Here is a 24,142-nt window from a genome sequence, read left to right as displayed (position 1 = left end):
TCGTGGCGGGTGTACCCGGTCGTGGTTGGGTTGATTGATGTGGGCCTTCCTCCGGTCGGCGTAAGATTTTGTTTTCCGAGCATCGCTCGGGCCTATGTTGCTTGATTGTCGGGACAAGGTATACATGTCACGAAGTGACCGCCCTCCGCGCAGGAGGCCCGTCCGGCAGGACGAGAGGATAAGACGATGAAATTGGTCTTTTGTGGGACGCCGGAGTTTGCAGTGCCTACGCTTGAAGCAGTGATCGCAGCAGGGCATGAGGTTGCGCTGGTGGTGACGCAGCCGGATCGTGCAGCGGGGCGGGGGATGGAGTTGCAGGTGCCAGCGGTGAAGCAGGCGGCGTTGGCGCGTGGGCTCGAAGTGGTGCAGCCTGAAAAGATCAAGAACAACGTGGAGTTTCGTGGGCGGTTGGAAGAGATTCGGCCTGACGCGATTCTGGTGGTGGCGTATGGGCGGATTATTCCGCAGTGGATGTTGGAGCTGCCGCGGTTCGGGAATATCAATCTGCATGGATCATTGCTGCCGAAGTATCGCGGGGCGGCGCCGATTCAGTGGGCGGTGGCTAGCGGTGAGATTTTGACGGGCGTGACGACGATGCGGCTGGACGCGGGGCTCGATACGGGGGATATGTTGCTGGCGCAGGTGTGCCCGGTTGGATTGGAGGAGACGGCGGAGGATGTGTATGGATGCCTGGCTCCAATTGGCGCGGAGTTGATGGTGAAGACGCTGGAGAGACTGGATGCCGGGACGATTTGTCCTGAGGTGCAGGATCATTCGATGGCGACGCTGGCGCCGATTTTGAAGCGTGAGGACGGGCTGGTGGATTTTTCGCGGACGGCGAAGGAGATCTACGATCGATGGAGAGGATTTCAGCCCTGGCCGGGGGCGCATACGACGCTGCGAGGAAAGAAGCTGATTGTTGGGAAGATGCATATGGCGAAGGGTGCGGGCGAGGCTGGAGTGTTGATCGTGGATGGGGATGTGCTGAAGGTGGGGTGTGGCAACGGGAGCCTGCTTGTGCTGGATGAGGTGCAGATGGAAGGGAAGAAGCGGATGAGTGCGGCTGAATTTCTGCGTGGGTATCAGGTGAAGAGCGGCGAACGGTTGGGGCTATGAAGGACGGATCGAAGCAAGGAGCGGGTGGGTCGAAGGGGAAGGCCGGTGCTGATGCTGGCAAGACTGTTGCAGGAAAACCAAGTGCTGGCAAGCAGGCCGTTGTACGGAAGAGGCCGGTGTCTGCGGGACCTACGGCTTCGGTTGAGGCTGCGGTGGCGAAGATTACGCCGGCGCGGCTGGCTGCGTTTGAGATTTTGAAGCTGGTAGGTGAGGGGAAGGGGCATAGCGACGAATTGCTGCATTCGGCGCGGGTAGATGCTTTGTCGCCGGAGGATCGGAATCTTACGACAGCGTTGGTGATGGGCGTGTTGCGGTGGCAGATTGCGCTGGATGCGCGGGTGCGGGGTTTGTTGCAGCGGCCTGAACAGCGGCTCGCGGAGCCGGTGGCGATTGCGTTGCGGTTGGGGGCGTTTCAATTGCTGCATCTGGAGCGGATTCCGGCGCATGCGGCGCTGAGTGAGAGTGTGGAGTTGTGCAGGGCTGCCGGGGAGCCTCATGCAACGGGGATGGTGAATGCGGTGCTGCGTAAATTGGCGGCGGCGCAGAGGCCGGGTGTTCGGATTCATGAGTCGGTGGCGGCGTTTGCGGAGCGGCTGGGGCATCCGCGATGGCTGGTGGAGCGTTGGGTGGCGGCGTATGGGCGCGATGCGGCGTTGAAGATATGCGAGGCGGACCAGAAGGAGCCGGCGCCGGGTGGGATGTTCAGCGAGGGTGGTGGAGATCTGCCGCAGATGGATGATGGATCGCGGCTGGTGGCGGAGATTGCTGCGGTGGCGGTGCCGGGGGCGAAGAGGGTTTGGGATTGCTGCGCTGCTCCTGGAGGGAAGACGTTGATTCTCGCTAGGCGACTGACTGAGGCGAAGTTGGTGGCGAGCGATGTGAGTGCGAAGCGGCTGGCGCAGACGGAGGCGAGGTTGAAGAGGTATGCGTATGCGGAGCGCGTGGAGTTTGACGTGGAGGATGCTGCGAATGCGAAGGGTGTTGAGGGGGAGTTTGATCTGATCTTGTGCGATGTGCCTTGCTCGGGGACGGGGACGCTGGCGGGGAATCCGGAGATTCGGCATCGGTTGAAGGAGGAGGAGCTAACGCGGCAGGCTGTGCGGCAGAGGGCGATTCTTGGAGGGGCGTTGAAGAGGCTGGCTCCTGGTGGGCGGCTGGTGTATTCGACTTGTTCGCTGGAGGCGGAGGAGTGTGAGGGTGTAGTAGATGCGGTCGTTGGTGATGGTGTGGTGAGGGTTCCGGTGGATGGTGTGATGGCGGAGCTTGCGGAGCAGGGTGTGTTGCTACAAGGTGTGGAGTTGGGTTCTGCGGTGCGGGATGGGGCTCTGCGGACGCTGCCGGGTGTGCATGGGTGTGATGGGTTCTTTGCGGTGGTGTTGGAGCGGGCTTAGTTCGTAGAGAAAGCGTTCGCGCATCTGCGCGAATGCCCACATCTCAAAATCGAGATATGGGGCACCCGGCGAGCCTCGAATCCGAGTTTCGAACAGCCTCGGTCTGACCCACGACGAGAACAAGCAAATGCAGCGGCGGCAAAGACAGGGATCCTTCACTACGTTCAGGATGACGACTGTGCTGGGTGGGTTGATGACGGCAGTGTTGGGTGACTAGTCGGTGAGGGTGATGTGGATGGGGTCGCCTTTGACGACGCGGTGGCCGGCGGCTGGGGTTTGGGCGATGACTGTGCCGAGGGAGGAGACTGCGTGGGCTACGGGTTCTGGCGTTGTTGTGGGCGTGGCTGTGGCACCTGCTGAGGGTGGAGGTGAAGCTGGCGTTGCTGCTGGTGTAGTGGGGAGGTTGAGGTCTTCTGCGCTGGCGATGTGGAGGCCGATGGCTGCGGCACGGGCGGCGGCACCAGCGAGCGTGAGACCAGCTAGCGATGGCATGACGAAGGGCTCGGGGGATTCGGCCTGCTCGGGATCGGCGAGGAGGAGGCTGACGCGCGGGCGGTCTATGCCGGTGGCGTTGGGTTTGGGGGTTTGGGAGATGATGGTGCCGGGCTCGCCGGGTGCGATGATGTGAGCGACGGTGCCGAGTTCGAGTGAGAGGCGGCGGATGTTGATGGATGCTGTGCGCTCGGTCTGGCCGATGAGGTTGGGTACGGCGACGTCTTGCGGGCCGAGACTTTCGGTGATGCGGACGGGCCACTCGCGGCGGACGACCGAACCGGGGGCGGGGGATTGGGCGAGGACGAGGCCGGATGGTGCGGTGGGGGAGTAGAAACGGTTTTCGAGGTTGAGGCTGAGGCCGAGGGAGCTGGTTTTTTTGCTGGCTTCGGAGATGGTGAGGCCGCTGAGGTTGGGGACTTTGATCTCGCGGCCGTGGATGGCGAGACGCATGGTGATGAAGGCGGAGACGAGCGCGACGACCAGCATGGCGAGGGCGCCGAGGACGATGTTGAAGAAGCGATTGATGCGGGCGAGTCTGAGCTTCATGGGCAGGATCAGGATACAGGGTGTGCGGAGTATGGTCTTGTGTTTTGACGAGTCCGTTGAGGCGCGACTTGGTGACCCTGAGAAACTGCCCGAAACTGTGTCTTTGTTTCAAAGGGAGACACGGTCCTTGAAAACAGGCAACGACATGAAATAAGCAACGACGCGAAACGAGTAAGGACTTAAGACAAGCAACGACTTAAACAAGCAACGACGAAATACGGGGATCCTTCACTGCGTTCAGGGCGACAACGTAAAACACTCAACGGAAAAGATTTAGAAAAAACAACGCAAAGAGCCTTCTTCGTGTCCAGGTTTGGACAGCGTGGATGCCAAAAAAAATTGTTGTGTGGATCTTTTTCTGCTGTGGTGGATTTTTTAAATGATGCGATTGAACTATTTCGATCGTCGCAGCGTAGTTGCCAAGGAACCCTCACGTCTACTGAGTTTCTGGAGAAGATGCATGCATGATGTCATCGTTGCGTTCCGTCAGTTCCGTAAGTCGCCTGGCTTTGCGATCACGGTTGTTCTTACGATTGCGTTGGGGATCGGCGCAAATACTGCGATTTTCACGCTGGTGCATGCGGTTCTGCTGAAGTCGCTGCCGGTGACGGACCCGAAGACACTTTTTCGTGTGGGCGATCTGGACGACTGCTGCGTCGATGGTGGATTCATCAATGAAAACGGTGACTTCGATCTATTTTCGTACGACATCTATAAGCGCTTTCAGGAAACGACGCCGGAGTTTGAAGAGATGGCGGCGATGCAGGCAGGAAACGAGACGGTAAGTCTGCGGCGTGGTTCTGAGCCGGCACGGCCGCAGCGTCAGGAGTTCGTTTCGGGGAATTACTTCAAGACACTTGGGGTGGGGTCGTTCGTGGGGCGCGTGTTCACGGATGCGGATGACAATGCGGGCGCTGCGCCGGTTGCAGTGCTGAGTTATCAGGCGTGGCAGTCGGACTATGGGAGCGATCCGAAGGTTGTGGGTGGGTCGTTTTTTATACAGGGGCAACCTGTGACGATTGTGGGTGTTGCTCCGCCAGGATTTTACGGAGATAGGATTCGGAGTAATCCACCAGCGCTTTGGGTTCCGTTGTCGGTTGAGCCGTTTATCGATGGGAAGAAGACTATTTTGCATGTGGCGGAGAGCAACTGGCTTTACGTGCTGGGGCGCGTGAAGCCGGGTGTGAGTGTGACGGCGTTGCAGGGGAAGATGTCGGGAAGTCTGCGGGATTGGTTGCCGACGCGGCCGATATATACCCGGAATGGTGCGTCGACATTGATTCCAAAACAGCATGTCGTGATTGTGCCTGGAGGGGCTGGCATTCAGAATTTGCAGATCGAGACGGGGAAGGGATTGAAGTTGTTGATGGCGATCTCCGCGCTGGTGCTGCTGGTGGCGTGTGCGAATGTGGCGAACCTGCTGCTTGCGCGCAGCGCGACGCGGAGAGCGGAGACGTCGGTGCGAATGGCGCTTGGAGCGGCGAGGAGCAGGTTGATTCGTCAGATGCTGACGGAGAGTGTGCTGTTGGCGTGCATGGGTGGATTTGCTGGGTTGGCTGTGGCGTATGCAGGGACGCGGATGATTCTGGCGCTGGCGTTTCCGAATTCGCCGCATCTGCCGATTCAGGCGACTCCGTCGCCGGGGGTGCTGGGGTTTGCGTTTTTGTTGTCGCTGGTGACGGGCGTTGTGTTTGGTGTGGTGCCGGCGTGGATTACGTCGCACTCCGACCCTGCGGAGGCGTTGCGTGGGGTGAATCGTTCGACGAGAGATCGGGCTTCGTTGCCGCAGAGGTCGTTGATTGTTTTTCAGGCGGCGTTGTCGGTGGTGTTGTTGGTGGGCGCGGGGTTGCTGACGCGGAGTCTGCAGAATATCGAGCATCAAAACTTTGGTTTGCAAACGGAGAATCGGTATGTGCTGCATCTGGATCCGGCTGCCGCGGGTTATACGGAGGAGACGCTGCCTGCTTTCTATCGGACGCTTGAGGATCAGTTCGGGTCGCTGCCTGGAGTGAAGAGTGTAGGAATGGCGCTGTACAGCACGCTGGAGGGGAACAACTGGGGTGAGGGTGTTTACGTCGAGGGACGTCCTGCGCCTGCGCCGACCGATGAGAATGGTTCGTCGTGGGACCGGGTGAGTCCGCACTTCTTTGAGACGGTGGGTCAGCCGCTTGTGCGTGGGCGAGGATTTACCGATCAGGATACCGCTGCCTCTCAGGGGGTCGCGGTGGTGAATCAGGCGTTTGTGAAGAAGTTTTTTCCGAAGGAAGATCCAATTGGGCGGCACTTCGGGATTATGGATCAGAAGTACTCGTCGGCGTTTGAGATTGTGGGGATTGTGGCGGATGCGAAGTATAACAATCCGCGCGAGCCGGTGAGAACGATGTACTTTCGTCCGCTGAACCAGCAGATGGCGGGGTTGACGGAAGCGAATGCAATTATGGCTGAAGGGCGAGGGCTTTACATCAACTCAGTGACGCTGCACTTCGAGCGGGCTCCGCAGAATCTGGATGCGATGGTGCGACACACGCTGGCGAATATCAATCCCAATCTGACGGTGGAGGACTTGCATTCGCTGGATTATCAGGTGGCGGATAACTTCACGCAGGAGCGATTGATCGCGCGGTTGACGGTGCTGTTTGGGGTGCTGGCGCTGGTGTTGGCGTCGGTTGGTCTGTATGGAATTACTTCGTACCAGGCAGCGCGGAGGACGAGCGAGATTGGATTGCGAATGGCGCTCGGTGCAGATCGTGGGAATGTGGTGCGGATGGTGATGCGAGGAGCAATTCTGCAGGCTGCTCTGGGATTGGCGGTTGGGGTTCCGGTTGCGATGCTGGCGACGCGGTATATGCGGGATCAGCTCTATAGCGTGCACTCGTATGATCCGGCGAGTCTGGTGATTGCGGTGGTGGTGCTGGGAGCGTCGGCGGCAATTGCCGGATTTATTCCTGCGCGACGAGCGGCGAATATTGAGCCGATGACTGCGCTGCGTACTGAGTAGTTCTTATGGAACTCTTCAGCGAGTACGTTTGAGAGAGATGGCCTCTTAACAAGCGTGTCGAGGGTTGCTCGGGTCTACGGTGCGGGGACTATTCTTAAGGCAGGAGAAGAAATTGAAACTTGCCACTGTTCTGTTGCCGCTTGTTCTTACTTGCTTTGCGCACGCACAGGATTCGCCCTCAAAGATTCAGATTGAAACCGTTCTTCAAACTACGTCTTCGTGGGATGGCACACCGTATAAGGCTTATCCGGCTGGACAGCCGAAGATTACTGTTCTGAAGATCACGATTCCTCCCCGGACGAAGATGAAGTGGCATTCGCATCCGTTTCCAAATGCCGGGTACATTCTTTCCGGTGATCTGACGGTTGAGAAGAAAGACGGGACGATACGCCATTTCGTGGCGGGTGATGCGGTTGCAGAGACGGTCAATAGCGTGCATCGGGGTGTAACGGGCGACGCGGGTGTGGTGCTTATAGTTTTCTACGCGGGAAACTCTGAACTTCCTTTGTCTATAAGCGACGAGAAGTAGCGGGTTTCAGACGCGCTTCTTAGAACGAGGCTTATCTTTCTGCCCGCGTCGTGAGTAAAGAAGAAATACAGGGATCCTTCACTACGTTCAGGATGACGGCATTCGAAGGGGATCCGTCGCAGTTAGGTCAGCGGCGGTTGTCGGTGGCGGGCTCGGGGTGGATGAGGAGACGGGAGACTTCAGGGCAGTCGAGTTTGAAGGCGTTTTCGAGGGCAGTGATGATCTCGTGCACCTGGGACATGGGGAGGTCGTCGGGGAGGGTGCAGTGGCAGTTGACCTGGATGCGGTCGGCTCCGCCGCTGTGGCTGCGAGTGACGAAGACTTCGTGAATGTCGAGGATCTCGGGGAAGGCTGCGGCGGCGCGGCGGAGGCGGACTTCGAGCTGGCGGTCACGCTCGAGGGAGGCGGGGCGCTCGATGGTGGCTGGTTCGCTTTCGATGTGGGTGAGGATGGTGGAGATCTCAGGGATCTCGCGGCGGATGTCGGACTCGAGTTGCGTGACCAGCGCGTGGGCAGCGCTGAGAGACATGGTCTCGTTGACTTCGAGGTGCTGCTCGACGTGTAGCTCGTGGTTGTACTCCTGCACGCTGACGTCGTGAATGGCGAGGTTGGAGCGGGCGGCGACGGCGCGGATGCGGTCGTGGAGGCTTTCGGCGATGGATGCGGTTGGTATGGAGTGGACGACGACGTCGGCACCGGGGAGATGGCGGCGGATGGCGGCGGTGGCGGCCATGGTGATCTGTTCGGAGCGCTGGAAGGTTAGGTTTCGTGGCAGGCCGAGGGTGACATCGGCGAAGTAGTCGGGGCCGGAGCGGCGAGTGCGAATGCGGTCGACGGAGATGACGCCGTCGATGGCTGCGACTTCGCGCATCATGTCGCGGGTCTGGGCGCGGGTTTCGATGGGAGTGGCATCGGTGAGGGCGTCGATGGTGCGACGGGCGAGGTTCCAGGTGACGTGAAGGATGATAGCGGCGACGATGATGGCGGCGATGGGGTCGGCTAGCTCCAGCTGGGTGATTTGGAAACGTTCGCCAATGTAGCTTGCGAAGAGTCCGAGGAGTACAGCACTGGAGGACCAGATGTCGGTGCGGAAGTGGATGGCATCAGCTTCGAGGGCTTCGCTTCTGGTTTCGGCGGCGATGCGGTGGAGTTTACGGGAGCGGGTGTAGTCGACCGTGATGGAGAGGAGGAGGACGAGGAAGGGCCAGATGGAGAAGTTGAGCGAGAGGTGTTCGCGGTGAGCGATGCGGCGGATGGCTTCGGTAAGGATCCAGACGCAGGAGCCGAGCATGAGGACGGATTCGATAGCGGCAGAGAGACTTTCGATCTTGCCGTGGCCGTAGGTGTGGTCGGCGTCGGCGGGGCGGTCGGAGACCTGGACGGAGAAGAAGGTGATGGCGGCGGCGATGAGGTCGATGCCGGAGTGGGCAGACTCGGAGAGCATGCCGAGAGAGCCGGTGAGGATGCCGGTGACAAGCTTGAGGAGGGTGACGGCAAAGGCGGCGAGAACGGAGAAGAGCGCGGCAGAGCGCTTGGCGCTGTGCGGGGTCGCGGCTTGTTCGGGCTTGGCCGTAGTGCTCATCTGGAGATGGTACATGGTTCGTGTGCCTGCGGTTCCGCCGGCTTCCACTGTGTCGATGCGGTAGGTGTCAGGGTTTGGTGGCGTGGTAGAGGCCGGCGGTGCCGAAGGTGTAGCTGGTCCAGGTGGCGTTGGTGAAGCCGGCGGCTTTGATGAGCTGGAGCATGCGTGGGGGGCGGGGGAAGCGCTCGACCGAGGCGGGGAGATAGCTGTAGGCAGCGGGTTTGCCGGAGATGAGGCCGCCTAGCTTCGGCAGGACGGTTTTGAAGTAGAGATTGTAGAGGGTACCGGTGAGGCCTTCGGGTTGGTTGGCTTCGAGGATGCCGAGTTGGCCGCCGGGGCGGAGGATGCGGAGGAGTTCGGTGAGGCCCTCTTCGTAGTTGGCGAGGTTGCGGAAGCCGAAGGCGGAGGTGACGAGGTCGACGGATGCGTCGGCGATGGGGAGATGGAGGGCGTCGGCTTCGATGGGGATGATGTTGTGGGGGGCGAATTTTTCGGCGCCGCGGGAGAGCATCTGGTGGGAGAAGTCGACTGCGAGGATGGGGGCGGCTTCTGGTGTGTGCGGGCGGTGTTGGTAGAGGGACATGGTCATGTCGCCGGTGCCGCAGCAGAGGTCGAGGGTGACGGTCTCGGGGTGTTGCAGGACGGGTTGGAAGAGTTTTGCGGTGCGGGTCCACCAGTAGCGGTCGATGCCTACGGAGAGGAGGTGGTTGGCTCGGTCGTAGGTGGGGGCGATGGTGTCGAACATCTGCTGCACGGAGGTGGCGGCGGCTTGCTCGGTGGTGATGCCGGCTGGGCGGGCCCCGGTGGAGCGTTCGTGTTCGGGTTTTGTTTGGATTGTCACAAAGCTAATCTTAATCACGAATGCTGATTAAGCCATGTTTGCATGGCAAGTAGACTACTGGCTATGGCTGCTTTCACGGGAGACGAAGTAGACAAGACTTTGGATTGGGAGATTCTTCTCTATGGAAGTATCTCCATGTATCGAAATCGCATGTATCTAGATGATGATCTGCAATGGCTGCGACTTCGCGGCTATCGCGTTTATAGCATCGATTGCAAGGCTTGGAAATCTGAAGCCGCGATGCTCGAGAGTTTTGGAGAGGTTCTCTCTTTTCCCGCTTATTACGGACAAAATTTCAACGCGCTTATAGACTGTCTTAAGGACGTTGAAGTTCCGGATGGTAGTGGCTTAGCGATTGTCCTCGATTCTTACGACTTGTACGCGAGGAACGTGGGGTTAGCAGGAAAGAACCCGGATACTCGAGCGGCTGAGACTGTCCTCGACATTCTCGCTAGATGTTCACGCTACTTTCTTCTGCGTGGACGGCGGTTCATCATACTTGTTCAATCGGATGATCCATTGTTGGCTTTTGAAGGGCTAGCAGGTATTTCGACGCACTGGAACAGGCGCGAATGGCTCAACAAAGATCGCGGGCTTTAGCCTGACATTTCTAAAAGCAGATTCCTTCGCTGCGCTACGGAATGACAACAAAAGAACAAGCCACGACAGGAACGAACAACGACAAATACAGGGATCCTTCACTTCATTCAGGATGACGGCGTGGTTGGAGTTGTTCAGGATGACGGCCTGGGTTGGAGTTGTTCAGGATGACGGCGTTTTTTAGGGTGGTCCAGCTATTAGTTGGAGGCAGTGCTCCTTTTTCGCATGAGGGTGAGCATAGATTGGGTGGCGGCCAGGAGTTCGTGTTCGGTTACGTCGCGAACGATTTCTACTTTGCCGACGGCTGTGGGGAGGATGTAGGAGCGCGTGCCGCTGCGGTTTTTCTTGTCGCGGCCGGTGAGGGCTACTAGTTTTTCGGCTGTGGTTTTGAAGGTGGGGAGTGGGCCGTAGCGGAGGATCAGGTTTGCGATGCGGTTGGCGTCTTTCTCGCTGATGGTGTTGCGAGCTACGGCCACGCTGAGGGCGGCGATCGAGCCCCAGGCTACGGCTTCGCCGTGGAGGAGCTGCTTGTAGTTGGTGGCGGCTTCGATGGCGTGGCCAATGGTGTGGCCGAAGTTGAGGATCATGCGGAGGCCGGACTCTTTTTCATCTTTGCTGACTACGTCGGCTTTGACTCGGACTGAGGCGGCTACTACTTTCGTCAGGGCTGTCGGGTCTGCATTTTTTTTCGTGCTCAGGATCGCTTCGGCGTTTTGCTCCATGTAGCGGAAGAGTTTTGCGTCGTAGATTACGCCTGCCTTGATGGATTCTTGGAGGCCTGCGCGGAGTTCGGCGGGGGGGAGGGTGCGGAGGAGGTCGGTGTCGGCGAAGACGGCCTGGGGGTGGTGGAAGCTGCCGATGAGGTTTTTGCCTGCGGCGAGGTTGACGCCGGTCTTGCCGCCGATGGAGGAGTCGACTTGCGCTAGAAGGGTGGTGGGGATTTGGACGTAGCGGATGCCGCGCATGTAGATGGCGGCGAGGAAGCCGGTGATGTCGCCGATGACGCCGCCACCGAAGGCGAGGAGGAGTGAGTCGCGGTCGGCACCGGCGGTGGCGAGTTGCTGGGCGAGGGATTCGACGCTCGACATGCGCTTGTGGCGCTCGCCTGGGGGGTGGAAGAGGACCGTTGGGGGCTCTTTGAAGGATGCCAGGAAGGGTTTTGACCAGAGTGCCCAGATGTTGGGGGAGGTGATGACGAAGGGGCGGAAGGGCTTGGCTTTCCCAAGATTTGGGTTGAGCTTGCTCAGGCGCGGGTAAAGAGTACGGAGGAGGTTGGAGGCGATGGTGACGTCGTAGGTTGCTGAGGGCGTCTTGACTGGGATAACAGGCACGGTCTTTTTATCGTATCGCATGGATTTTTAATGATCTTGTCCTGCCGGACGGGCCCGCTGCGCGCGGGGCGGCCACTTCGTGGCTTGTGTACCCTGTTGTGGAGAGGCAGGCTGATTGGGTGCTCGCGATGCTCGCCCCGACCATCCGGCCGGGGCATGTGTTTCTAGTAGCATTGATGTATGGAACGGGTTGATTTTTTGGTAGTTGGGGCTGGGATTGCAGGGTTGAGCGCAGCGATTCGATTGGCTGAGGTGGGCAGAGTTTTAGTGGTGACCAAGGAGGAGTTAGCGGAGTCGAATACCGCCTATGCGCAGGGTGGGATCGCGGTGGCGATGGGTGGCGATGAGGATGTCGCGCTGCATCTGGAGGACACGATGGCAGCTGGGGATGGGCTGGTGAATCGTGAGGCTGCGGCAGTGTTGGTTTCGCAGGGGCCGCGCAGGGTGGAAGAGCTGCTGGAGTGGGGAACGGCGTTTGATCGGTACCCGGCTGGCGAGGGTGGAGAGTTGATGCGGACGATGGAGGGGGCGCATAGCCGGTCGCGGATTCTTCATGCGAATGGGGATGCAACGGGGCGGGAGATTGCGGTGTCGCTGCTGCGGCATGTGCGGGAGGGGGGAGTTCGCGCGGGGTCGATTGAGTTGATGGAGTGGACTACAAGTGTGGATTTGATTGTGGAGGGTGGGCGCGTGGTGGGGGCTACGCTGCTGGACGGAGAAGGTGGGTTGCGGGTGGTGCAGGCGCGGGCGGTGCTGCTGGCCAGTGGTGGGGCGGGGCAGGTTTATAGCGACACGACGAATCCTGCGGTTGCTACCGGGGATGGGATTGCGATGGCTTATCGGGCGGGGGCGGCGGTGAGCGATATGGAGTTTTATCAGTTTCATCCGACGGCGTTTGCTGCGGCGGGGGCACCGCGGTTTTTGATGAGTGAGGCGCTGCGGGGAGAGGGTGCGCTGCTGGTGAATGCTGCGGGGGAACGGTTTATGGAGCGGTATCATCCGCTGTTGGAGCTTGCGCCACGAGATGTGGTGGCGAGGGCGATTACGCGGGAGGGAATGGATGGGCCTGTGTATCTCGACATGCGGCATGTGAAGAAGGATTTGAAGGCGAGGTTTCCGGGGATCTCGAGGTTTCTCGTGGGGTACCGGCTGGAGTTGGGGAGAGATCTGATTCCGGTGCGACCTGCGGCGCACTACCTGATGGGTGGCGTGAAGACGGATGTGCAGGGAAGGACTTCGCTGCCGGGGCTGTATGCGGCGGGTGAGGTGGCTTGTACTGGGGTGCATGGAGCGAATCGGTTGGCGAGTAACTCGCTGCTGGAGGGGTTGGTGTTTGGGGCGCTGGCGGCGGAGACGATGTTGACGGAGGCTCCTTTGGTGAAGGACGAGTTGATCGCCGCGCCGGTCGCGGCTGGCCCGGCAGGCGTGACGTCTGAGGCGGCTACTGAGAAGTGGATTCGAGAGCTGAGGGAGCTGATGTGGAAGTACGCCGGGTTGTTGCGCGATGCGGATGGTTTGCGACAGGCCAAACGCGGGTTGGATGCGCTGCGTGCTGCGATGCCAAAGGGACTGTTTCGGCGGGCTGTGGAGGCGCGGAATCTGCTTGTTGTAGCTGAGTTGATCGTGGCTTCAGCGTTGGGACGTGAGGAGAGCCGGGGAGCGCACTACCGGAACGATTTCCCGTTGCATGATGCGGTTGGGAAGCACTCGGTGATGCAGAGAGGGAGGTTGGAGTTTGCAGCTTGAAGAGATGATGTCTATCAGAGGGATTCGCGATGGGTGGGGCTTCGATGAAGACTGACGGTGATGGGGTTAGCGTGATCGCTGCTATTTTGGGTGCCGTGGTCAGCTTTGGTTTGGCCTTTTCAGCCATTTTTTATAAGGTGGCCGATGTGCGGGTGAATGGGATCCTTCATGGAGGGCCTACTTCACTGGCGGCTGCGATGGCGGGGCTGTTTGGAGGCGGAGTTGTCGCCCTGGCAGTGCTGGTGTTTTTGTTGCGGTGGGGGAATCGTCTCGACCGCAGCATCGACGGTTGATGCTTGCGGTCGAGTTCATCTTTCGGCGCGGCCGTTCGTTAGAGGAACGTCAGCAGGACGGGGATGATGACGCCAGCTATGAGGATGGCGGTGATCAGGATTCGGTTGCGGATGTACTTGTAGGACATGTACAGCCCGGTAAGGGTGGAGATAAACAGGCCGATCGATACGAAGAGGAAGAAGATCTTAAGGGGCAGGGTGTTGTGGGGCTTTGGCGCGGGGGCTTCGGATAGCTTGGTTGACGCGTTGGGCGCTGACTGGGTAGCGACGCTGGGTGACGCCGACTGAGACTTGTCGGTTATGAGCCTGTCTGTGGGCTTGTCCGTGAGTCTCTCTGCGGGTTTGTCATTCAATTTGTCGGCTGGCTTATCGGCGGATTTTTCGGTAGATCTGTCTGGGGATGGGACCTTTCTGACGGGGACTACGGTGGTTTGCTTCTTGTGGATCTGGCCGAGGACTACGGCCCAGGCGGGCGGTTTGTAGCTGCTGCCACGGGTGGTTTCGTGCAGGCTGAAGGTCTGGAGAGCTCCGGTGAAGGCGAAGAAGAGCAGGGCGGGGGTGATGAAGACGCCGAGATAAAGGTGGATCAGGCGGAGGTACTTCAGAAGAGTGTGGGAAGGGGACATTATGTTCTTTTTTACACAAAGAAATGAAATACGACAAATTTAGTCTGATATCCGATTATCGCGCTTGTTTCTGGCATGGGCTTTATGTGGAGGCTGGTTTTTCTCTCTGGAGGAGGGAGATCGTGATTGTGAAGCCGAGGATGGTCACGATTACGGCGAGGGAGAGGACGGGGCCGACTTCGAACCAGTGGGCTGAGAGCATCTTGAGTGCCGCGAAGGCTAGGACGCCGGCCAGGCCGTAGTGAAGGTAGCGAAGTTTTGCGAGGAGATGGGCGAGGAGGAAGTAGAGGGAGCGAAGGCCCATGACGGCCATGATGTTCGAGGTGTAGGCGAGGAAGGGATGGCGGGTGATGGAGAGGACGGCGGGGATGGAGTCGAGTGCGAAGACGACGTCGGTGAGTTCGATGGCGATGAGGGCGAGGAAGAGGACGGTGATCATGCGGCGACCGTCTTCCATGACGAAGAACTTGTCCTGGCGAAGGCTGACGGGATGGAGGCGGGAGAGCCAGGCGATCCATCGAGGGGTGTGTGGCTCGTCTTTTTTGTCCGAAGGTAGGACTAGGCGGATGGCGGCGATGAGCAGGATGGCGGCGAAGGCGTAGCTGATCCAGTGGAAGCGAGCGAGGAGACCGAGCCCGGCGGCGATGAAGGCTCCGCGCATGAGGATGGCTCCGGTGACCCCCCAGAAGAGGACTTTGGGCTGGTTCACAGATTCGATCTTGAAGACGCGGAAGAGGAGGAGAAAGAGGAAGAGGTTGTCGATGGAGAGAGACTCTTCGATGGCGTAGCCGGCGAGGTACTCCGTCGTGGACTGGCTGCCGAGGGTACGAAAGATGAAGAGGGCGAAGGCGAGAGCGGCGCCGATCCAGAGGATGGTGGAGGAGATGGAGGTGGAGTGGATCTTTGCCGGACCCTTATGGCGGACGTAGCTGAGTTCAATCGCCAGGAGAGCGAGGATGAAGAGGTGAAAGCCTATCCAGTGGCTGATCGGGGTCTCGGCGAGCATCTCTTTTGGATGCTACAGCGTAGGAGGGGGATATGCACGGGTGGGTACTGCGAGGGCTCGTCGGGGGAGGTCGACGGCGCGCTATTGCCTAAAGCGTGGTTCCAGACGTGTGTTTAGTGCGCGCCGGCGACCATGGAGTAGACGGTGTAAACGATGATTGCGATAACCACCCAGAGGATCGAGGACAGGAAGAGACTGCGAGCGATGTCCACGACGTGATGGGTGTCGAGGAAACCATCTGTGTTTTCCTGGCGAGCGGTTCGGTTGGTTAGGTTTGTGTATCGGACGTGTATGTCTGAGTACGATGGTGTTTGCATGGTCTACCTCCTATCGGCCAAGACTAGGGCTGACTTTAGTCGTGGCACTATCCCTCGAATGCGGCAGTTTGTAACTCGTTTGGGTCATAAATAGGGTGTTTTTACAGGGTGGAAGCGGTTTTTAGCCTAGTTTGGTGACAGGTGGGCCTTGATGGGGTAGGATTTGGCGGTATTCAGGCTACCTAAATTCAATTACCCGGAGTGCTTATGAAGACAGCGATTCGTTTGATGGCGGTTGCGGCGGGGCTTCTCGGGACACAGCTTGCTTTGGCCCAGGCGACACCACCAGCGGGATCCACCGGAATCTGTAAGGACGGGACCTATTCGACGGCGGCGAGCAAACAGGGCGCGTGCCGGGGACACCAAGGCGTGAAGGAATGGTATTCGGCCGCTGCGCCGGCTGCTGCGGCACCTGCTGCTGCGGCGGCTGCGCCGGCTCCTGGTCCGAAGGCTGTTCAGCCGGCTCCTGCTACGTCGCCAATTAATGGTTCAGTTACGGCTCCGGCTGCGAAGAGTTCACCTTCGGCTAAGGCGGTAGCGCTGCCTCAGGCGGCTGGTGGTGGTCCAGGGCTGGTGTGGGTGAATACGTCCAGCAACGTCTATCACTGCTATGGGAGCGACTACTACGGGAAGACCAAGGCTGGATCGTATATGTCAGAGGCCGATGCGAAGGCCAAGGGCGCTCATGCGGATCACGGGAAGGCCTGCACGAAGTAAGTTCGCTTCAGGAAGTTGAATTCGGCTGCGCCTCTGATGCTAGTCTTTGGGTCAGGGGCGCTGGTTGATTAAGCGGATCATCTCGAGGAAGAGGTCGCCGGAGATCTGGAGAGATTTGGCGCTGATCTTGTCTAGGGTGTCCTGATCGGTGTGATGGTAGCCGTCGGGTGTGGCGTCGGTGTGGGGGCCGTAGTCGAGGTCGATGATGTCGAGGACTGGGACGCCGCGCTGGCGGAAGGGGATGTGGTCGTCGCCGAGGCCGGGGAGGTCATTTTTGAAGACAGAGGCGGAGTGGCCTGTGTTTTTTGCGGCGACTTTGAGCATGTCGCGTAGCCAGGGGGTGGACATCTCGTCCTGATCGATGTTGAGATCCTTGTCGGCGCACATGTCTGCGACGATGAAGGCTTTGATCTTGCTCAGGGTGCCGTCGTTGGCCCATTTGGCGGCCAAGTGGCGGGTGCCGTAGAGGGAGTCGGAGTTGGACCACTCTTTGACGGCCTCTTCTCCGTCGTCGAAGACGAGCCAGACGGAGTAGCCCTCGGGGGGATGGGCGCGGAGGATGGTTCCGATTTCGATGAGCAGGGCGGTGGTGGCGGCGCCGTCGTTGGCTCCGTAGAAGTTGATGTCGCGGAGGGGATAGTTGGTCTCGTAGTGAGTTGCGAGGACGATGACGCCGTCTTTTTTGCCGGGGAAACGGACGATGTAGTTATGCATCGTCTGGAGGCCTGCGGGGGTGGTGGCGGTGAAGGTGTCGGTTTCGAGGTTGCCCTTGGCGGCTTCGGGGGCGAAGTGCTGCTTGATGAACTCTTCGGCTTTGGCGTGGCCGGGGGAGGCGTTGAATCGCTTGGGAGCGACCTCGAGGAGTTGTTTGGTGAGGTTGTAGGCGGCTTGTCCGCTGAATTGGGGGGTGGTCTTTTGGGCTTGGCTTGATGGCGCGATCGACAGGAGAAGGACGAACAAAAGCAAAAGCGAGATGGGGGGGGTCTTCCCCTTCGAGAGGCTCAGGGTCAGATGGACAGAACTTTTAGAAGCAGACAGATACGTCATGCGGCTTTGTTGGCCTCTCTGGCTTTGCGGCGGGCTGGATGAACGAGGAAGGCGATGCCTACGCCGATGAGATAAAGGACAAGCATGGGGCTAGCGAAGAGGCACATGCCGATGGGGTCGGGCGTGGGGCAGATGATGGCCGCGATGATGAAGATGGCAAGGATAGCGTAGCGGATGTGCTGAACGAGGAACTTTGCGTCGACGATGCCGAAGAGCGCGAGGAAGAAGATGAGGATGGGGAGTTCGAAGGTGACGCCCAGGCCGAGGATGACGGCGAGAAAGAAGTTGGTGTAGTCCTCGATGGTGAGCACTGGGTTGAAGTTCTTGCCGAAGCCACCGATGAGGACCTTGAGCGCGCCGGGAAAGACCCAGTGGTATCCGAACCAAGCGCCCGACAGGAAGAGGACGATGGTGGCGGACATGAAGGGGACGACGTAGCGCTTCTCGTTGGCGTACATGCCGGGTGCGATGAAGAGCCAGAGCTGATAGAGGATGAAGGGTGAGGCGAGGATGATGCCGCCGTAGAGGGCGGTCTTGAGGTAGAGGTTGAGGGGATCGGTGGGGTGGGTGTAGTTGAGGGCGATGTGCAGGTCGTTGAGCGGTTTTTGAATGATGCCGTAGAGCCGAACGTGAAAGGCGTAGGCGATGCAGAAGCCGATCATGAGATAGACGGTGGAGTGGATGAGGCGCTTGCGGAGCTCGGTGAGATGCTCCATGAGGCTCATGCCGGGGAGGTCCGCGCGGTCGGAGACGGCTGCGCGAACGCTGTCGACCAGATCAGCCATGGTGGGTGGCCTCGCTGGTCGATATCTCGGGTATCTCGGATGAATGAGGCTGGGACTCGGACACGTGAGGGATGGAGTCAAGTACGGGAGTGAGTGCGGAGTTGCTGACTGGAAGGCCGGTGGAGGGTGGCATGAGATTGAGGTCGCCCGAGGTGGCGATGGGCAGTGGTGCGTGATTGGGTGGAGGCTCGACCGTTGATGACGGCGTGTTGGAGTGATCTGCGACCAGCTCTTGAGTTAGCTGGGAGATTCGCTCCGGAGTGACGTCTAATTCTGCTGCTACTGATGAACTAGCGGTTGTACTTTCGGTTTCAGCGGCGATGGCAGGGGCAACGGGTGCGGCGGCTTCCATGGCGGCGATCTTCTTGCGCTGCTCTTCCTGGTCGGCGACGCGGAGTTCGTCTTCCATCTGCATGCGGAACTCGTTGGAGGCGCGGCGGAACTCGGCCATGAGTTTGCCGAGTTGGCGGGCGAGTTCGGGCAGCTTCTTCGGCCCGAAGAGGAGAAGGGCGAGGAAGAAGATTACGGCGCTGTCCTGAAAGCTAGGCATAAGTCAGTCCCATGATACGGCTTACGAGTTGGCGGAACAAATGGATGGAAGACGTTGATCCTGTTGTAAGATTCTTGATGTAGGACAGTTTGACGTTTTCGATTTAGGCGCATCGTTTGAATGCAGATTGCGTCTAACAGTACGAACGCGCGGCTTAGATGGCCGTGGGTTACTGAAGTAGTCGGGAGTTGCAACATCCCCGTGGGTTGGGTGAGGGCTTACGAGTCATCACAGTGAATCCACTGCAACTTTAGCAGTGCATGCTTTCAACATCCCCGTCTCTGAGGTGAACGAGGTAGCGGCTGGCGCCGGTACCGGGTGACCTTGCGAGACTGAAGGCGGAGTACTTTGAACGGACTAATGGAGATCGCTTCGGCTGCGGCCGTGGCTGAGAATGTTGCAGATACGTGTTCCCTCGACAACTACCTTGCGCAGCCAGACCATACGATGGACGCGCGAATTGCAGCAGCGCGGGAGAAGCTTGGGACTGATGTCGTTCTGCTGGGACATCACTACCAGCGTGATGAAGTGATTCGGTTTGCGGACTTTACCGGTGATAGTTACAAGCTGTCGAAGGTTGCCGCGGAGACGGATGCGAAGTACATGCTGTTCTGCGGCGTGCACTTTATGGCTGAGACGGCGGATGTGCTCGGTCAGTCGTGGCAGCAGGTTATTCTGCCTGATTTGAATGCGGGTTGTTCGATGGCTGACATGGCGGAGATCGGGCAGGTGGAAGACTGCTGGGATTCGCTGGAGCGGGCGGGGCTTACCGATGAGGCATCGGGTGGGCTGATCCCGCTGACTTATATGAACTCGGCTGCTGCGATCAAGGCTTTCTGCGGCGAGCGGGGTGGATTGGTTTGTACCTCATCGAACGCTCGTGGCGCGTTTGAGTGGGCGTTTGCACGCACGGAGAAGATATTGTTTTTGCCGGATCAACATCTTGGACGGAACACTGCGTTTGCGATGGGGATTCCGCTGAGCGAGATGGTGGTGTGGGATCCGTACCAGATCAACGGTGGGTTGAGCCCGGACCGATTGAAGGCCGCGAAGATTATTTTGTGGAAGGGACACTGCTCGGTCCATCAGCGGTTTTTGCCTGAGCATGTGGATCGCGTGCGCAAGGAGGAGCCGGGGATGCAGGTGATTGTGCATCCGGAGTGCCGGTGGGAGGTGTGTCAGAAGGCCGACACTGTCGGTTCGACTGAGAGGATCATTGAGGCGATCGAGCAGGCGCGGGAGGGGTCGAGCTTTGCCGTGGGGACCGAGATCCATCTGGTGAATCGACTGGCGAAACGGTTTGCGCCGCTAGGCAAGCGCGTGATTACGCTTGACGATTCCGGGTGCCTTTGCACCACGATGTATCGGATCTCTCCGCAGCATCTGGCCTGGGCGCTGGAGAATCTGGTGGAGGGGCGGGTTGTGAATCGCATCAAGGTGGACGATGATGTGAAGCAGTGGGCGCGGGTTGCGCTCGACCGGATGTTGGAGATCAAGATTTGAGTAAGACGTTTACGTTGGGCGAAGCACAGACGTTGCTGCCGGTAGTGGAGGCGCTTCTGAAGAGAGCACAGGATGCGCAATCGCGAGCGGCGCAGTTCGACTACGAGATGCAGCAGCTGAGTCACAGGATATTTTTGTCTGGCGGCATGCATATCGACGTGAGCGCTGCCGCTCGACGTCGGGCGGAGCGAGAGAAGGCTGTGCAAGAGGCAAGAGACACGCTGACTGAGATCGATTCGATCGGCGTCCAGGTGAAGGATCTGCAAGAGGGGCTGCTGGATTTTCCTTACGTGATGGATGGGAGAACTGTGCTGCTCTGTTGGAAGCTGGGCGAGACGGCGATTACTCATTGGCACGCAGAGGACGAGGGTTACGCAGAACGCAAGCCGCTGGATTCACGATTCGGTAAGACGGAGCGGTTGAACTGACGGTGGCTACAGGAGTGCCTAGCGTTCCACTATTACTCGCGGTATCCTTCATGCAGTAACAATCCTCCCCGGCGGTAATCTATCGATGGCTTTTGAGAATATTGGCAGCATCTTGAAAACCGGATCCTTCTTCAGCAGTTTCAAGTTGCTGTTGATCGCGGCCTATTCCTCAAGGCCCCAGCTGCGCCCGATCTGTCTGTTTCTCTTACGACCATTTAAAAAAAATGGCGAGGTGTTGCTGAGTTACCAGTGCTACGGCCGCGAGACAAAGTGTTTCATCCGCTTGTCGGATCTTCAAAGCGATCTTTTGAGCGTGCTTGAACTAGGAGTAAGAAATACCTACGATCTGGATCTTGATTTTCAACCTGAGCTGGTGATTGATGCGGGGGGAAATATCGGGTTATTTACTCTTCGGGCTGCGGCTGGGGCCGCGTCGGTGAGCAAAGCCCCGGTGCAGTTTGTGATCGTTGAGCCTTTGCCGAGGAATATCGCACAGATTGAGAAGCATCTGCCTTTGAATCATGTAAAGGCGAGGCTGATGGCTGGATGTCTGGGCGGGACTCACCGCTCGATCCCTTTTTATTGCCGCGAGGCGATCGATAGCAGCTTCGATCCTGAGAAGCCTTATCTCAGTGTGTTGGATGTGCCTGTATTCATGCTGTCTGATGCGATTGGGACCTCTACGGCTGAGCGGATGCTGATCAAGCTGGATATCGAGGGTATGGAGGTTGAGGTGTTGAAGCAGTTTGTACCAACGGAGCGCAGGGCGGTGTACGTCGTTGGTGAGCTGCATAATTATCAGGTGAATTCTTCGATCTTTGAAGCGATCTTTCGCGATCAGGGCTGGACGTTCGAGTATCGCTCAATCTCGCACGATCATGCGCTCTTCCGGGCTTGCTCTCCGGCAGCTCTGCCGCTGTTAACGTCGATGGCGTCGGTTCCAACTCCAGTACAGGCGTAGGTAGTGATCAGTGTTTAGCTAAGCTTATCGGGCAGTAATTATTAAGTAACAAGGATCGTTACAAAAAGCAGCTCCCTCGAGAGCTGCTTTTTGTTTTCGATTATCTCTGGAACGGCTGTGGGGATGACAAGGTCTGCGGAGCCGTCGCAGGATTTGGCCCGGGTTTTTTGCCGGGATTCCATTCTGGCTTCCAACTGGAGTTCGCAAGCCATCGGACGGGGTCGACCATGGAGGCGATGGCGTTGGTCATGTGAGTGAAGTCGATGGTGGCTATCTCGTCGCTCGGCTGGTGATAGTCCTTGTGCAGGCCGTAGCTGGAGACGGTTTGAGCGATGATTCCTCGCTGGGCCAATGCGTAGTTGTCGGAACGCTGGAAAAAGTTCTGCTTCGGGTGCGGATCGTTGACCAGATGGGCGCCATGTTTGGCTAGTTCGGGGCCGAGGTTGGAGCGGTCGTAGCCGGTGAGCCAGAGAGTGCCGGCAGGGACTGCGGGATCGGGGCGGCCCATCATCTCGAACTCGAGGTTGGCGACGATGTTGGTGAGGGGGACGGGAGGATGGGCGAGGAAGGCGCGGTTGCCGTAACCGCCAAGTTCCTCGGAGCCGAAGAGAGCGAAGACGATGGTGCGTCGTGGGCGTGGGCCGGTGGCGAGGATGTGGGCGAGGGTGAGGACGGCGGTTGTGCCGGAGGCGTCGTCGTCGGCGCCGTTGTAGTTGGTATCGCCGGAGGCGTTGGCTGGGCCGATGCCGAGGTGGTCGAGGTGCGCGGTGAGGAGGATGACCTCGTTGGGGGTTGTGGAGCCGCGGAGGATGGCGATGGCGTTCCAGGTCTCCTTGCGAGGGACGTTCTGGAATGCGGCGATGCGCTGCAGGGTTCTCGCGGGCAAGGGATCGGGAAGCGGAGACTTCTGGATGAAGGTGTCGTTGTCACCTCCGGGTTTGAAGCCAAGGGCCTGGAGCTGCGAGGCCACGAAGAGGGCTGCGATGTGCTCGTCGCGTGTGGCTGAACCGCGGCCGTGAAGCTCGTCGTCGGCGAGGAAGTTCATATCTGCGTGAACTTCCTGTTGCAGTGTGGCTGCGAGCGATGTCGTTTGTCGGGCTGCTGCGTCGAATGAGTGTGACTGTTGCGCTCTGGATGAAGAGGTTAGAGCTAATGTCAGACCGAACGCAGCAAGACTGAGGGATTGCAGGGATTTCGACAGGTACATTGCGTGAATTATAGATGTGCTCGGATGAACTAGGCTGGACTAGGCTTAGGATGACGCTGTTGCTGTAGAGATACGATCGAAGAGGGCTTGGCAACGATGGAACGAACGAAAAGTTTGCGGCGTTGGGCCGTGTTGTGCGCTGCGCTGATGTTGCCGGTCTTAGTAGGCTGCTCAGGTTTTTTTCCTCCAATTAATAACGGCGGTGGTGGTGGGACTGCAACGGGTGACTATGTGTATGTGGCGAACGGGTCGCGGAGCTCAATCGGTGGCCTTTCCATCAGCACTACGACGACTACCAGTACAGCCGGTGTTACGACCAATACCGGCAAGCTGAGTTCGATCAGCGGGCTGCCGTTTGCTGCGGGTTATGTGCCGCAGTCGATGGTGGTGACTCCGAATAATGCGTTCCTCTATGTGGGAGGGACAAGTACGATCAGCTTGTACATCATCAATGCGAATGGAACGTTGAGCGCGCCGAGCACGGGGGCGCAGCAGGTGGTAGTGTTCGCACCTTCGATGGCGGTGTCACCGGATGGCCAGTGGTTGATTGCACTGGATGGGACTACGCAGCAGCTCGACATCTTCCAGATCAACTCGTCGACCGGAGCGTTGACGGCTGCGGCGGGCTCGCCTGCGACCTACACAGTACCCTCCGGGACGTGGATACCGACTTCAGTGAAGGTGTCGCCCAATGGACAACTGATCTTCGCTGCGCTCGGAACGGGCGGCGACCGCGTGTTTACGTTCAATACGACGACCGGGCTCGCAGTAAGCAATGCGTATCTGCCTACTGGCAACACGCAGACGAGCGACAACGGATATGCGATCGACTCCACGAGCAGCTATCTCTACATTGCCAGGAGCGGCGTCGGCGGAGGTGTTGCGGTGTACACGATTGGAAACGGCGGTGCACTAGTTGCCTTGACCGCGTCTCCGTTTGCTGCGGGCAGTGGCACCTATTCGCTGGTGTTGGACAGCACAGGGACCTATGTCTATGCGGCGAACCGTCTGGACGGCACCATCTCCGGTTATACGATCGTCCCGGCGACCGCTTCAGCGCAGTTGTCACTCACTCCGCTGAAGGGGTCTCCCTTTGCGAGCGGAATTTCTGTGCAGTCGCTGGGGCTCGACAATACGGGCAAATATCTGCTGGCGGCGGCGGTCGGTGGTTCGCCGGACCTGACGATGTACAGCTTCGATATCACGGTTCCGGGACAGCTTGATCCGGCGACGAGTATCGCGACCGATGCCGATCCGGCTGGTGCCTCCACGATCGCTTTGACCCACTAGATTCTCGTCGAGTTGGGGTGTGAGGGTACCCCCTCCCCCCCATATTTGCGCGTAAATTCCTTACTTTCAACGAGTTAAGGCTTTGGCCTCCTTGTAAAATATTCATTCCAAAAGGGTTACGTGCAAATTCGTCCAAGTAAAGGAGTTAGCGGTATGGGTTAGCTCATCAATGAAAAAGCCCCGGATCTCCCGGGGCTTTTTGTGTTCTGTATTGATTATAGCGATTGGAACGGAACT

Annotated in this window: 23 protein-coding genes; 12 read left to right on the top strand and 11 right to left on the bottom strand. The window is 58.8% G+C overall.

Annotated features, from left to right (window positions below):
• Nucleotides 1-186: 186 nt before the first annotated feature.
• A complete protein-coding gene (gene fmt / locus RBB82_RS04415) occupies nucleotides 187-1,116 on the top strand; it encodes a methionyl-tRNA formyltransferase (RefSeq protein WP_433973910.1) in 930 nt (309 codons plus the stop codon).
• Nucleotides 1,113-2,507, top strand: coding sequence for a transcription antitermination factor NusB (locus tag RBB82_RS04410; protein ID WP_433973909.1), 1,395 nt, complete (start codon nucleotides 1,113-1,115; stop codon nucleotides 2,505-2,507). Before fmt ends, RBB82_RS04410 begins: the two co-directional genes overlap by 4 nt.
• Nucleotides 2,508-2,720: 213 nt before the next feature.
• On the opposite strand, the gene RBB82_RS04405 is transcribed toward RBB82_RS04410, so the two are convergent.
• Nucleotides 2,721-3,548: a PASTA domain-containing protein gene (locus RBB82_RS04405; protein ID WP_433973908.1), complete on the bottom strand. Its 828-nt coding sequence runs from the start codon at nucleotides 3,546-3,548 to the stop codon at nucleotides 2,721-2,723.
• A 460-nt stretch (nucleotides 3,549-4,008) separates the two neighbouring features.
• Here RBB82_RS04405 and RBB82_RS04400 point away from each other — a divergent pair, with 460 nt between their 5' ends.
• Nucleotides 4,009-6,546: an ABC transporter permease gene (locus RBB82_RS04400; RefSeq protein WP_433973907.1), complete on the top strand. Its 2,538-nt coding sequence runs from the start codon at nucleotides 4,009-4,011 to the stop codon at nucleotides 6,544-6,546.
• A gap of 112 nt (nucleotides 6,547-6,658) precedes the next feature.
• The gene (locus tag RBB82_RS04395) at nucleotides 6,659-7,075 is read left to right on the top strand and encodes a cupin domain-containing protein (RefSeq protein ID WP_433973906.1); all 417 of its coding nucleotides are present in this window, start codon (nucleotides 6,659-6,661) and stop codon (nucleotides 7,073-7,075) included.
• Between the two features lie 127 nt (nucleotides 7,076-7,202).
• On the opposite strand, the gene RBB82_RS04390 is transcribed toward RBB82_RS04395, so the two are convergent.
• The gene (locus tag RBB82_RS04390; RefSeq protein WP_433973905.1) at nucleotides 7,203-8,657 is read right to left on the bottom strand and encodes a cation diffusion facilitator family transporter; all 1,455 of its coding nucleotides are present in this window, start codon (nucleotides 8,655-8,657) and stop codon (nucleotides 7,203-7,205) included.
• Nucleotides 8,658-8,724: 67 nt separating this feature from the next.
• Nucleotides 8,725-9,498: a bifunctional demethylmenaquinone methyltransferase/2-methoxy-6-polyprenyl-1,4-benzoquinol methylase UbiE gene (ubiE, locus tag RBB82_RS04385; protein WP_433973904.1), complete on the bottom strand. Its 774-nt coding sequence runs from the start codon at nucleotides 9,496-9,498 to the stop codon at nucleotides 8,725-8,727.
• 63 nt (nucleotides 9,499-9,561) lie between these two features.
• On the opposite strand from ubiE, the gene RBB82_RS04380 reads away from it, so the two are divergent.
• A complete protein-coding gene (locus tag RBB82_RS04380) occupies nucleotides 9,562-10,098 on the top strand; it encodes a barstar family protein (protein WP_433973903.1) in 537 nt (178 codons plus the stop codon).
• A gap of 197 nt (nucleotides 10,099-10,295) precedes the next feature.
• Here the strand turns inward: RBB82_RS04380 and aroB are convergent, their stop codons facing one another.
• Entirely contained in the window at nucleotides 10,296-11,450 is a 1,155-nt protein-coding gene (aroB, locus tag RBB82_RS04375; RefSeq protein ID WP_433973902.1) for a 3-dehydroquinate synthase, read from the bottom strand.
• Between the two features lie 159 nt (nucleotides 11,451-11,609).
• On the opposite strand from aroB, the gene nadB reads away from it, so the two are divergent.
• Complete coding sequence (gene nadB / locus RBB82_RS04370) at nucleotides 11,610-13,175, top strand: L-aspartate oxidase (protein WP_433973901.1); 1,566 nt, start codon at nucleotides 11,610-11,612, stop codon at nucleotides 13,173-13,175.
• A gap of 44 nt (nucleotides 13,176-13,219) precedes the next feature.
• A complete protein-coding gene (locus tag RBB82_RS04365) occupies nucleotides 13,220-13,468 on the top strand; it encodes a hypothetical protein (protein ID WP_433973900.1) in 249 nt (82 codons plus the stop codon).
• A 38-nt stretch (nucleotides 13,469-13,506) separates the two neighbouring features.
• On the opposite strand, the gene RBB82_RS04360 is transcribed toward RBB82_RS04365, so the two are convergent.
• The 3 genes from RBB82_RS04360 to RBB82_RS04350 all read right to left on the bottom strand — a co-directional run bounded on the left by RBB82_RS04360 (nucleotide 13,507) and on the right by RBB82_RS04350 (nucleotide 15,417).
• Nucleotides 13,507-14,094, bottom strand: a complete 588-nt coding sequence (locus RBB82_RS04360) for a PepSY domain-containing protein (protein WP_433973899.1) — start codon at nucleotides 14,092-14,094, stop codon at nucleotides 13,507-13,509.
• Between the two features lie 82 nt (nucleotides 14,095-14,176).
• A complete protein-coding gene (locus RBB82_RS04355) occupies nucleotides 14,177-15,100 on the bottom strand; it encodes a TerC/Alx family metal homeostasis membrane protein (protein WP_433973898.1) in 924 nt (307 codons plus the stop codon).
• Between the two features lie 113 nt (nucleotides 15,101-15,213).
• On the bottom strand, nucleotides 15,214-15,417 hold the full coding sequence (locus tag RBB82_RS04350) for a hypothetical protein (protein ID WP_433973897.1): 204 nt from the start codon (nucleotides 15,415-15,417) through the stop codon (nucleotides 15,214-15,216).
• Between the two features lie 207 nt (nucleotides 15,418-15,624).
• Between RBB82_RS04350 and RBB82_RS04345 the strand changes: the two genes are divergently transcribed.
• Complete coding sequence (locus RBB82_RS04345) at nucleotides 15,625-16,134, top strand: DUF3761 domain-containing protein (RefSeq protein ID WP_433973896.1); 510 nt, start codon at nucleotides 15,625-15,627, stop codon at nucleotides 16,132-16,134.
• A 51-nt stretch (nucleotides 16,135-16,185) separates the two neighbouring features.
• On the opposite strand, the gene RBB82_RS04340 is transcribed toward RBB82_RS04345, so the two are convergent.
• Genes RBB82_RS04340 through RBB82_RS04330 form a run of 3 tightly spaced genes read right to left on the bottom strand, consistent with a single transcriptional unit; the run spans nucleotide 16,186 to nucleotide 18,516 of the window.
• On the bottom strand, nucleotides 16,186-17,181 hold the full coding sequence (locus tag RBB82_RS04340; protein WP_433973895.1) for a M28 family peptidase: 996 nt from the start codon (nucleotides 17,179-17,181) through the stop codon (nucleotides 16,186-16,188).
• Nucleotides 17,178-17,966, bottom strand: coding sequence for a twin-arginine translocase subunit TatC (gene tatC / locus RBB82_RS04335; RefSeq protein WP_433973894.1), 789 nt, complete (start codon nucleotides 17,964-17,966; stop codon nucleotides 17,178-17,180). The genes RBB82_RS04340 and tatC overlap by 4 nt, the downstream gene beginning before the upstream one ends.
• Nucleotides 17,959-18,516 (bottom strand): Sec-independent protein translocase subunit TatA/TatB, encoded by a 558-nt coding sequence (locus tag RBB82_RS04330; protein WP_433973893.1) that lies wholly within the window; start codon nucleotides 18,514-18,516, stop codon nucleotides 17,959-17,961. The genes tatC and RBB82_RS04330 overlap by 8 nt, the downstream gene beginning before the upstream one ends.
• Before the next feature lie 348 nt (nucleotides 18,517-18,864).
• Here RBB82_RS04330 and nadA point away from each other — a divergent pair, with 348 nt between their 5' ends.
• From nadA to RBB82_RS04315, 3 genes are all read left to right on the top strand, one after another.
• A complete protein-coding gene (gene nadA / locus RBB82_RS04325; protein ID WP_433973892.1) occupies nucleotides 18,865-20,019 on the top strand; it encodes a quinolinate synthase NadA in 1,155 nt (384 codons plus the stop codon).
• Complete coding sequence (locus tag RBB82_RS04320) at nucleotides 20,016-20,447, top strand: DUF2203 domain-containing protein (protein WP_433973891.1); 432 nt, start codon at nucleotides 20,016-20,018, stop codon at nucleotides 20,445-20,447. Before nadA ends, RBB82_RS04320 begins: the two co-directional genes overlap by 4 nt.
• A 313-nt stretch (nucleotides 20,448-20,760) precedes the next feature.
• Entirely contained in the window at nucleotides 20,761-21,408 is a 648-nt protein-coding gene (locus RBB82_RS04315; protein ID WP_433973890.1) for an FkbM family methyltransferase, read from the top strand.
• Nucleotides 21,409-21,508: 100 nt separating this feature from the next.
• On the opposite strand, the gene RBB82_RS04310 is transcribed toward RBB82_RS04315, so the two are convergent.
• Entirely contained in the window at nucleotides 21,509-22,453 is a 945-nt protein-coding gene (locus tag RBB82_RS04310) for a M28 family peptidase (RefSeq protein ID WP_433973889.1), read from the bottom strand.
• Nucleotides 22,454-22,711: 258 nt separating this feature from the next.
• Here RBB82_RS04310 and RBB82_RS04305 point away from each other — a divergent pair, with 258 nt between their 5' ends.
• On the top strand, nucleotides 22,712-23,905 hold the full coding sequence (locus RBB82_RS04305; protein ID WP_433973888.1) for a lactonase family protein: 1,194 nt from the start codon (nucleotides 22,712-22,714) through the stop codon (nucleotides 23,903-23,905).
• The last annotated feature ends 237 nt before the right edge of the window (nucleotides 23,906-24,142 follow it).

The organism is Tunturiibacter lichenicola (genome assembly GCF_051013355.1).
GTDB lineage: Bacteria > Acidobacteriota > Terriglobia > Terriglobales > Acidobacteriaceae > Edaphobacter > Edaphobacter lichenicola_F.
The sequence above is the reverse complement of the archived record's forward strand: the minus strand, read 5'-3'. Positions and strand labels throughout refer to the sequence as shown.

What these genes read in the sequence shown, in the direction of transcription:
- fmt (WP_433973910.1), top strand. Translation starts at nt 187, where the DNA reads ATGAAATTGGTCTTTTGTGGGACGCCGGAGTTTGCAGTGCCTACGCTT.
- RBB82_RS04410 (WP_433973909.1), top strand. Translation starts at nt 1,113, where the DNA reads ATGAAGGACGGATCGAAGCAAGGAGCGGGTGGGTCGAAGGGGAAGGCC.
- RBB82_RS04405 (WP_433973908.1), bottom strand. Translation starts at nt 3,548, where the DNA reads ATGAAGCTCAGACTCGCCCGCATCAATCGCTTCTTCAACATCGTCCTC.
- RBB82_RS04400 (WP_433973907.1), top strand. Translation starts at nt 4,009, where the DNA reads ATGCATGATGTCATCGTTGCGTTCCGTCAGTTCCGTAAGTCGCCTGGC.
- RBB82_RS04390 (WP_433973905.1), bottom strand. Translation starts at nt 8,657, where the DNA reads ATGAGCACTACGGCCAAGCCCGAACAAGCCGCGACCCCGCACAGCGCC.
- RBB82_RS04380 (WP_433973903.1), top strand. Translation starts at nt 9,562, where the DNA reads ATGGCTGCTTTCACGGGAGACGAAGTAGACAAGACTTTGGATTGGGAG.
- aroB (WP_433973902.1), bottom strand. Translation starts at nt 11,450, where the DNA reads ATGCGATACGATAAAAAGACCGTGCCTGTTATCCCAGTCAAGACGCCC.
- nadB (WP_433973901.1), top strand. Translation starts at nt 11,610, where the DNA reads ATGGAACGGGTTGATTTTTTGGTAGTTGGGGCTGGGATTGCAGGGTTG.
- RBB82_RS04365 (WP_433973900.1), top strand. Translation starts at nt 13,220, where the DNA reads ATGAAGACTGACGGTGATGGGGTTAGCGTGATCGCTGCTATTTTGGGT.
- RBB82_RS04360 (WP_433973899.1), bottom strand. Translation starts at nt 14,094, where the DNA reads ATGTCCCCTTCCCACACTCTTCTGAAGTACCTCCGCCTGATCCACCTT.
- RBB82_RS04355 (WP_433973898.1), bottom strand. Translation starts at nt 15,100, where the DNA reads ATGCTCGCCGAGACCCCGATCAGCCACTGGATAGGCTTTCACCTCTTC.
- RBB82_RS04350 (WP_433973897.1), bottom strand. Translation starts at nt 15,417, where the DNA reads ATGCAAACACCATCGTACTCAGACATACACGTCCGATACACAAACCTA.
- RBB82_RS04345 (WP_433973896.1), top strand. Translation starts at nt 15,625, where the DNA reads ATGAAGACAGCGATTCGTTTGATGGCGGTTGCGGCGGGGCTTCTCGGG.
- RBB82_RS04340 (WP_433973895.1), bottom strand. Translation starts at nt 17,181, where the DNA reads ATGACGTATCTGTCTGCTTCTAAAAGTTCTGTCCATCTGACCCTGAGC.
- tatC (WP_433973894.1), bottom strand. Translation starts at nt 17,966, where the DNA reads ATGGCTGATCTGGTCGACAGCGTTCGCGCAGCCGTCTCCGACCGCGCG.
- RBB82_RS04330 (WP_433973893.1), bottom strand. Translation starts at nt 18,516, where the DNA reads ATGCCTAGCTTTCAGGACAGCGCCGTAATCTTCTTCCTCGCCCTTCTC.
- RBB82_RS04310 (WP_433973889.1), bottom strand. Translation starts at nt 22,453, where the DNA reads ATGAACTTCCTCGCCGACGACGAGCTTCACGGCCGCGGTTCAGCCACA.
- RBB82_RS04305 (WP_433973888.1), top strand. Translation starts at nt 22,712, where the DNA reads ATGGAACGAACGAAAAGTTTGCGGCGTTGGGCCGTGTTGTGCGCTGCG.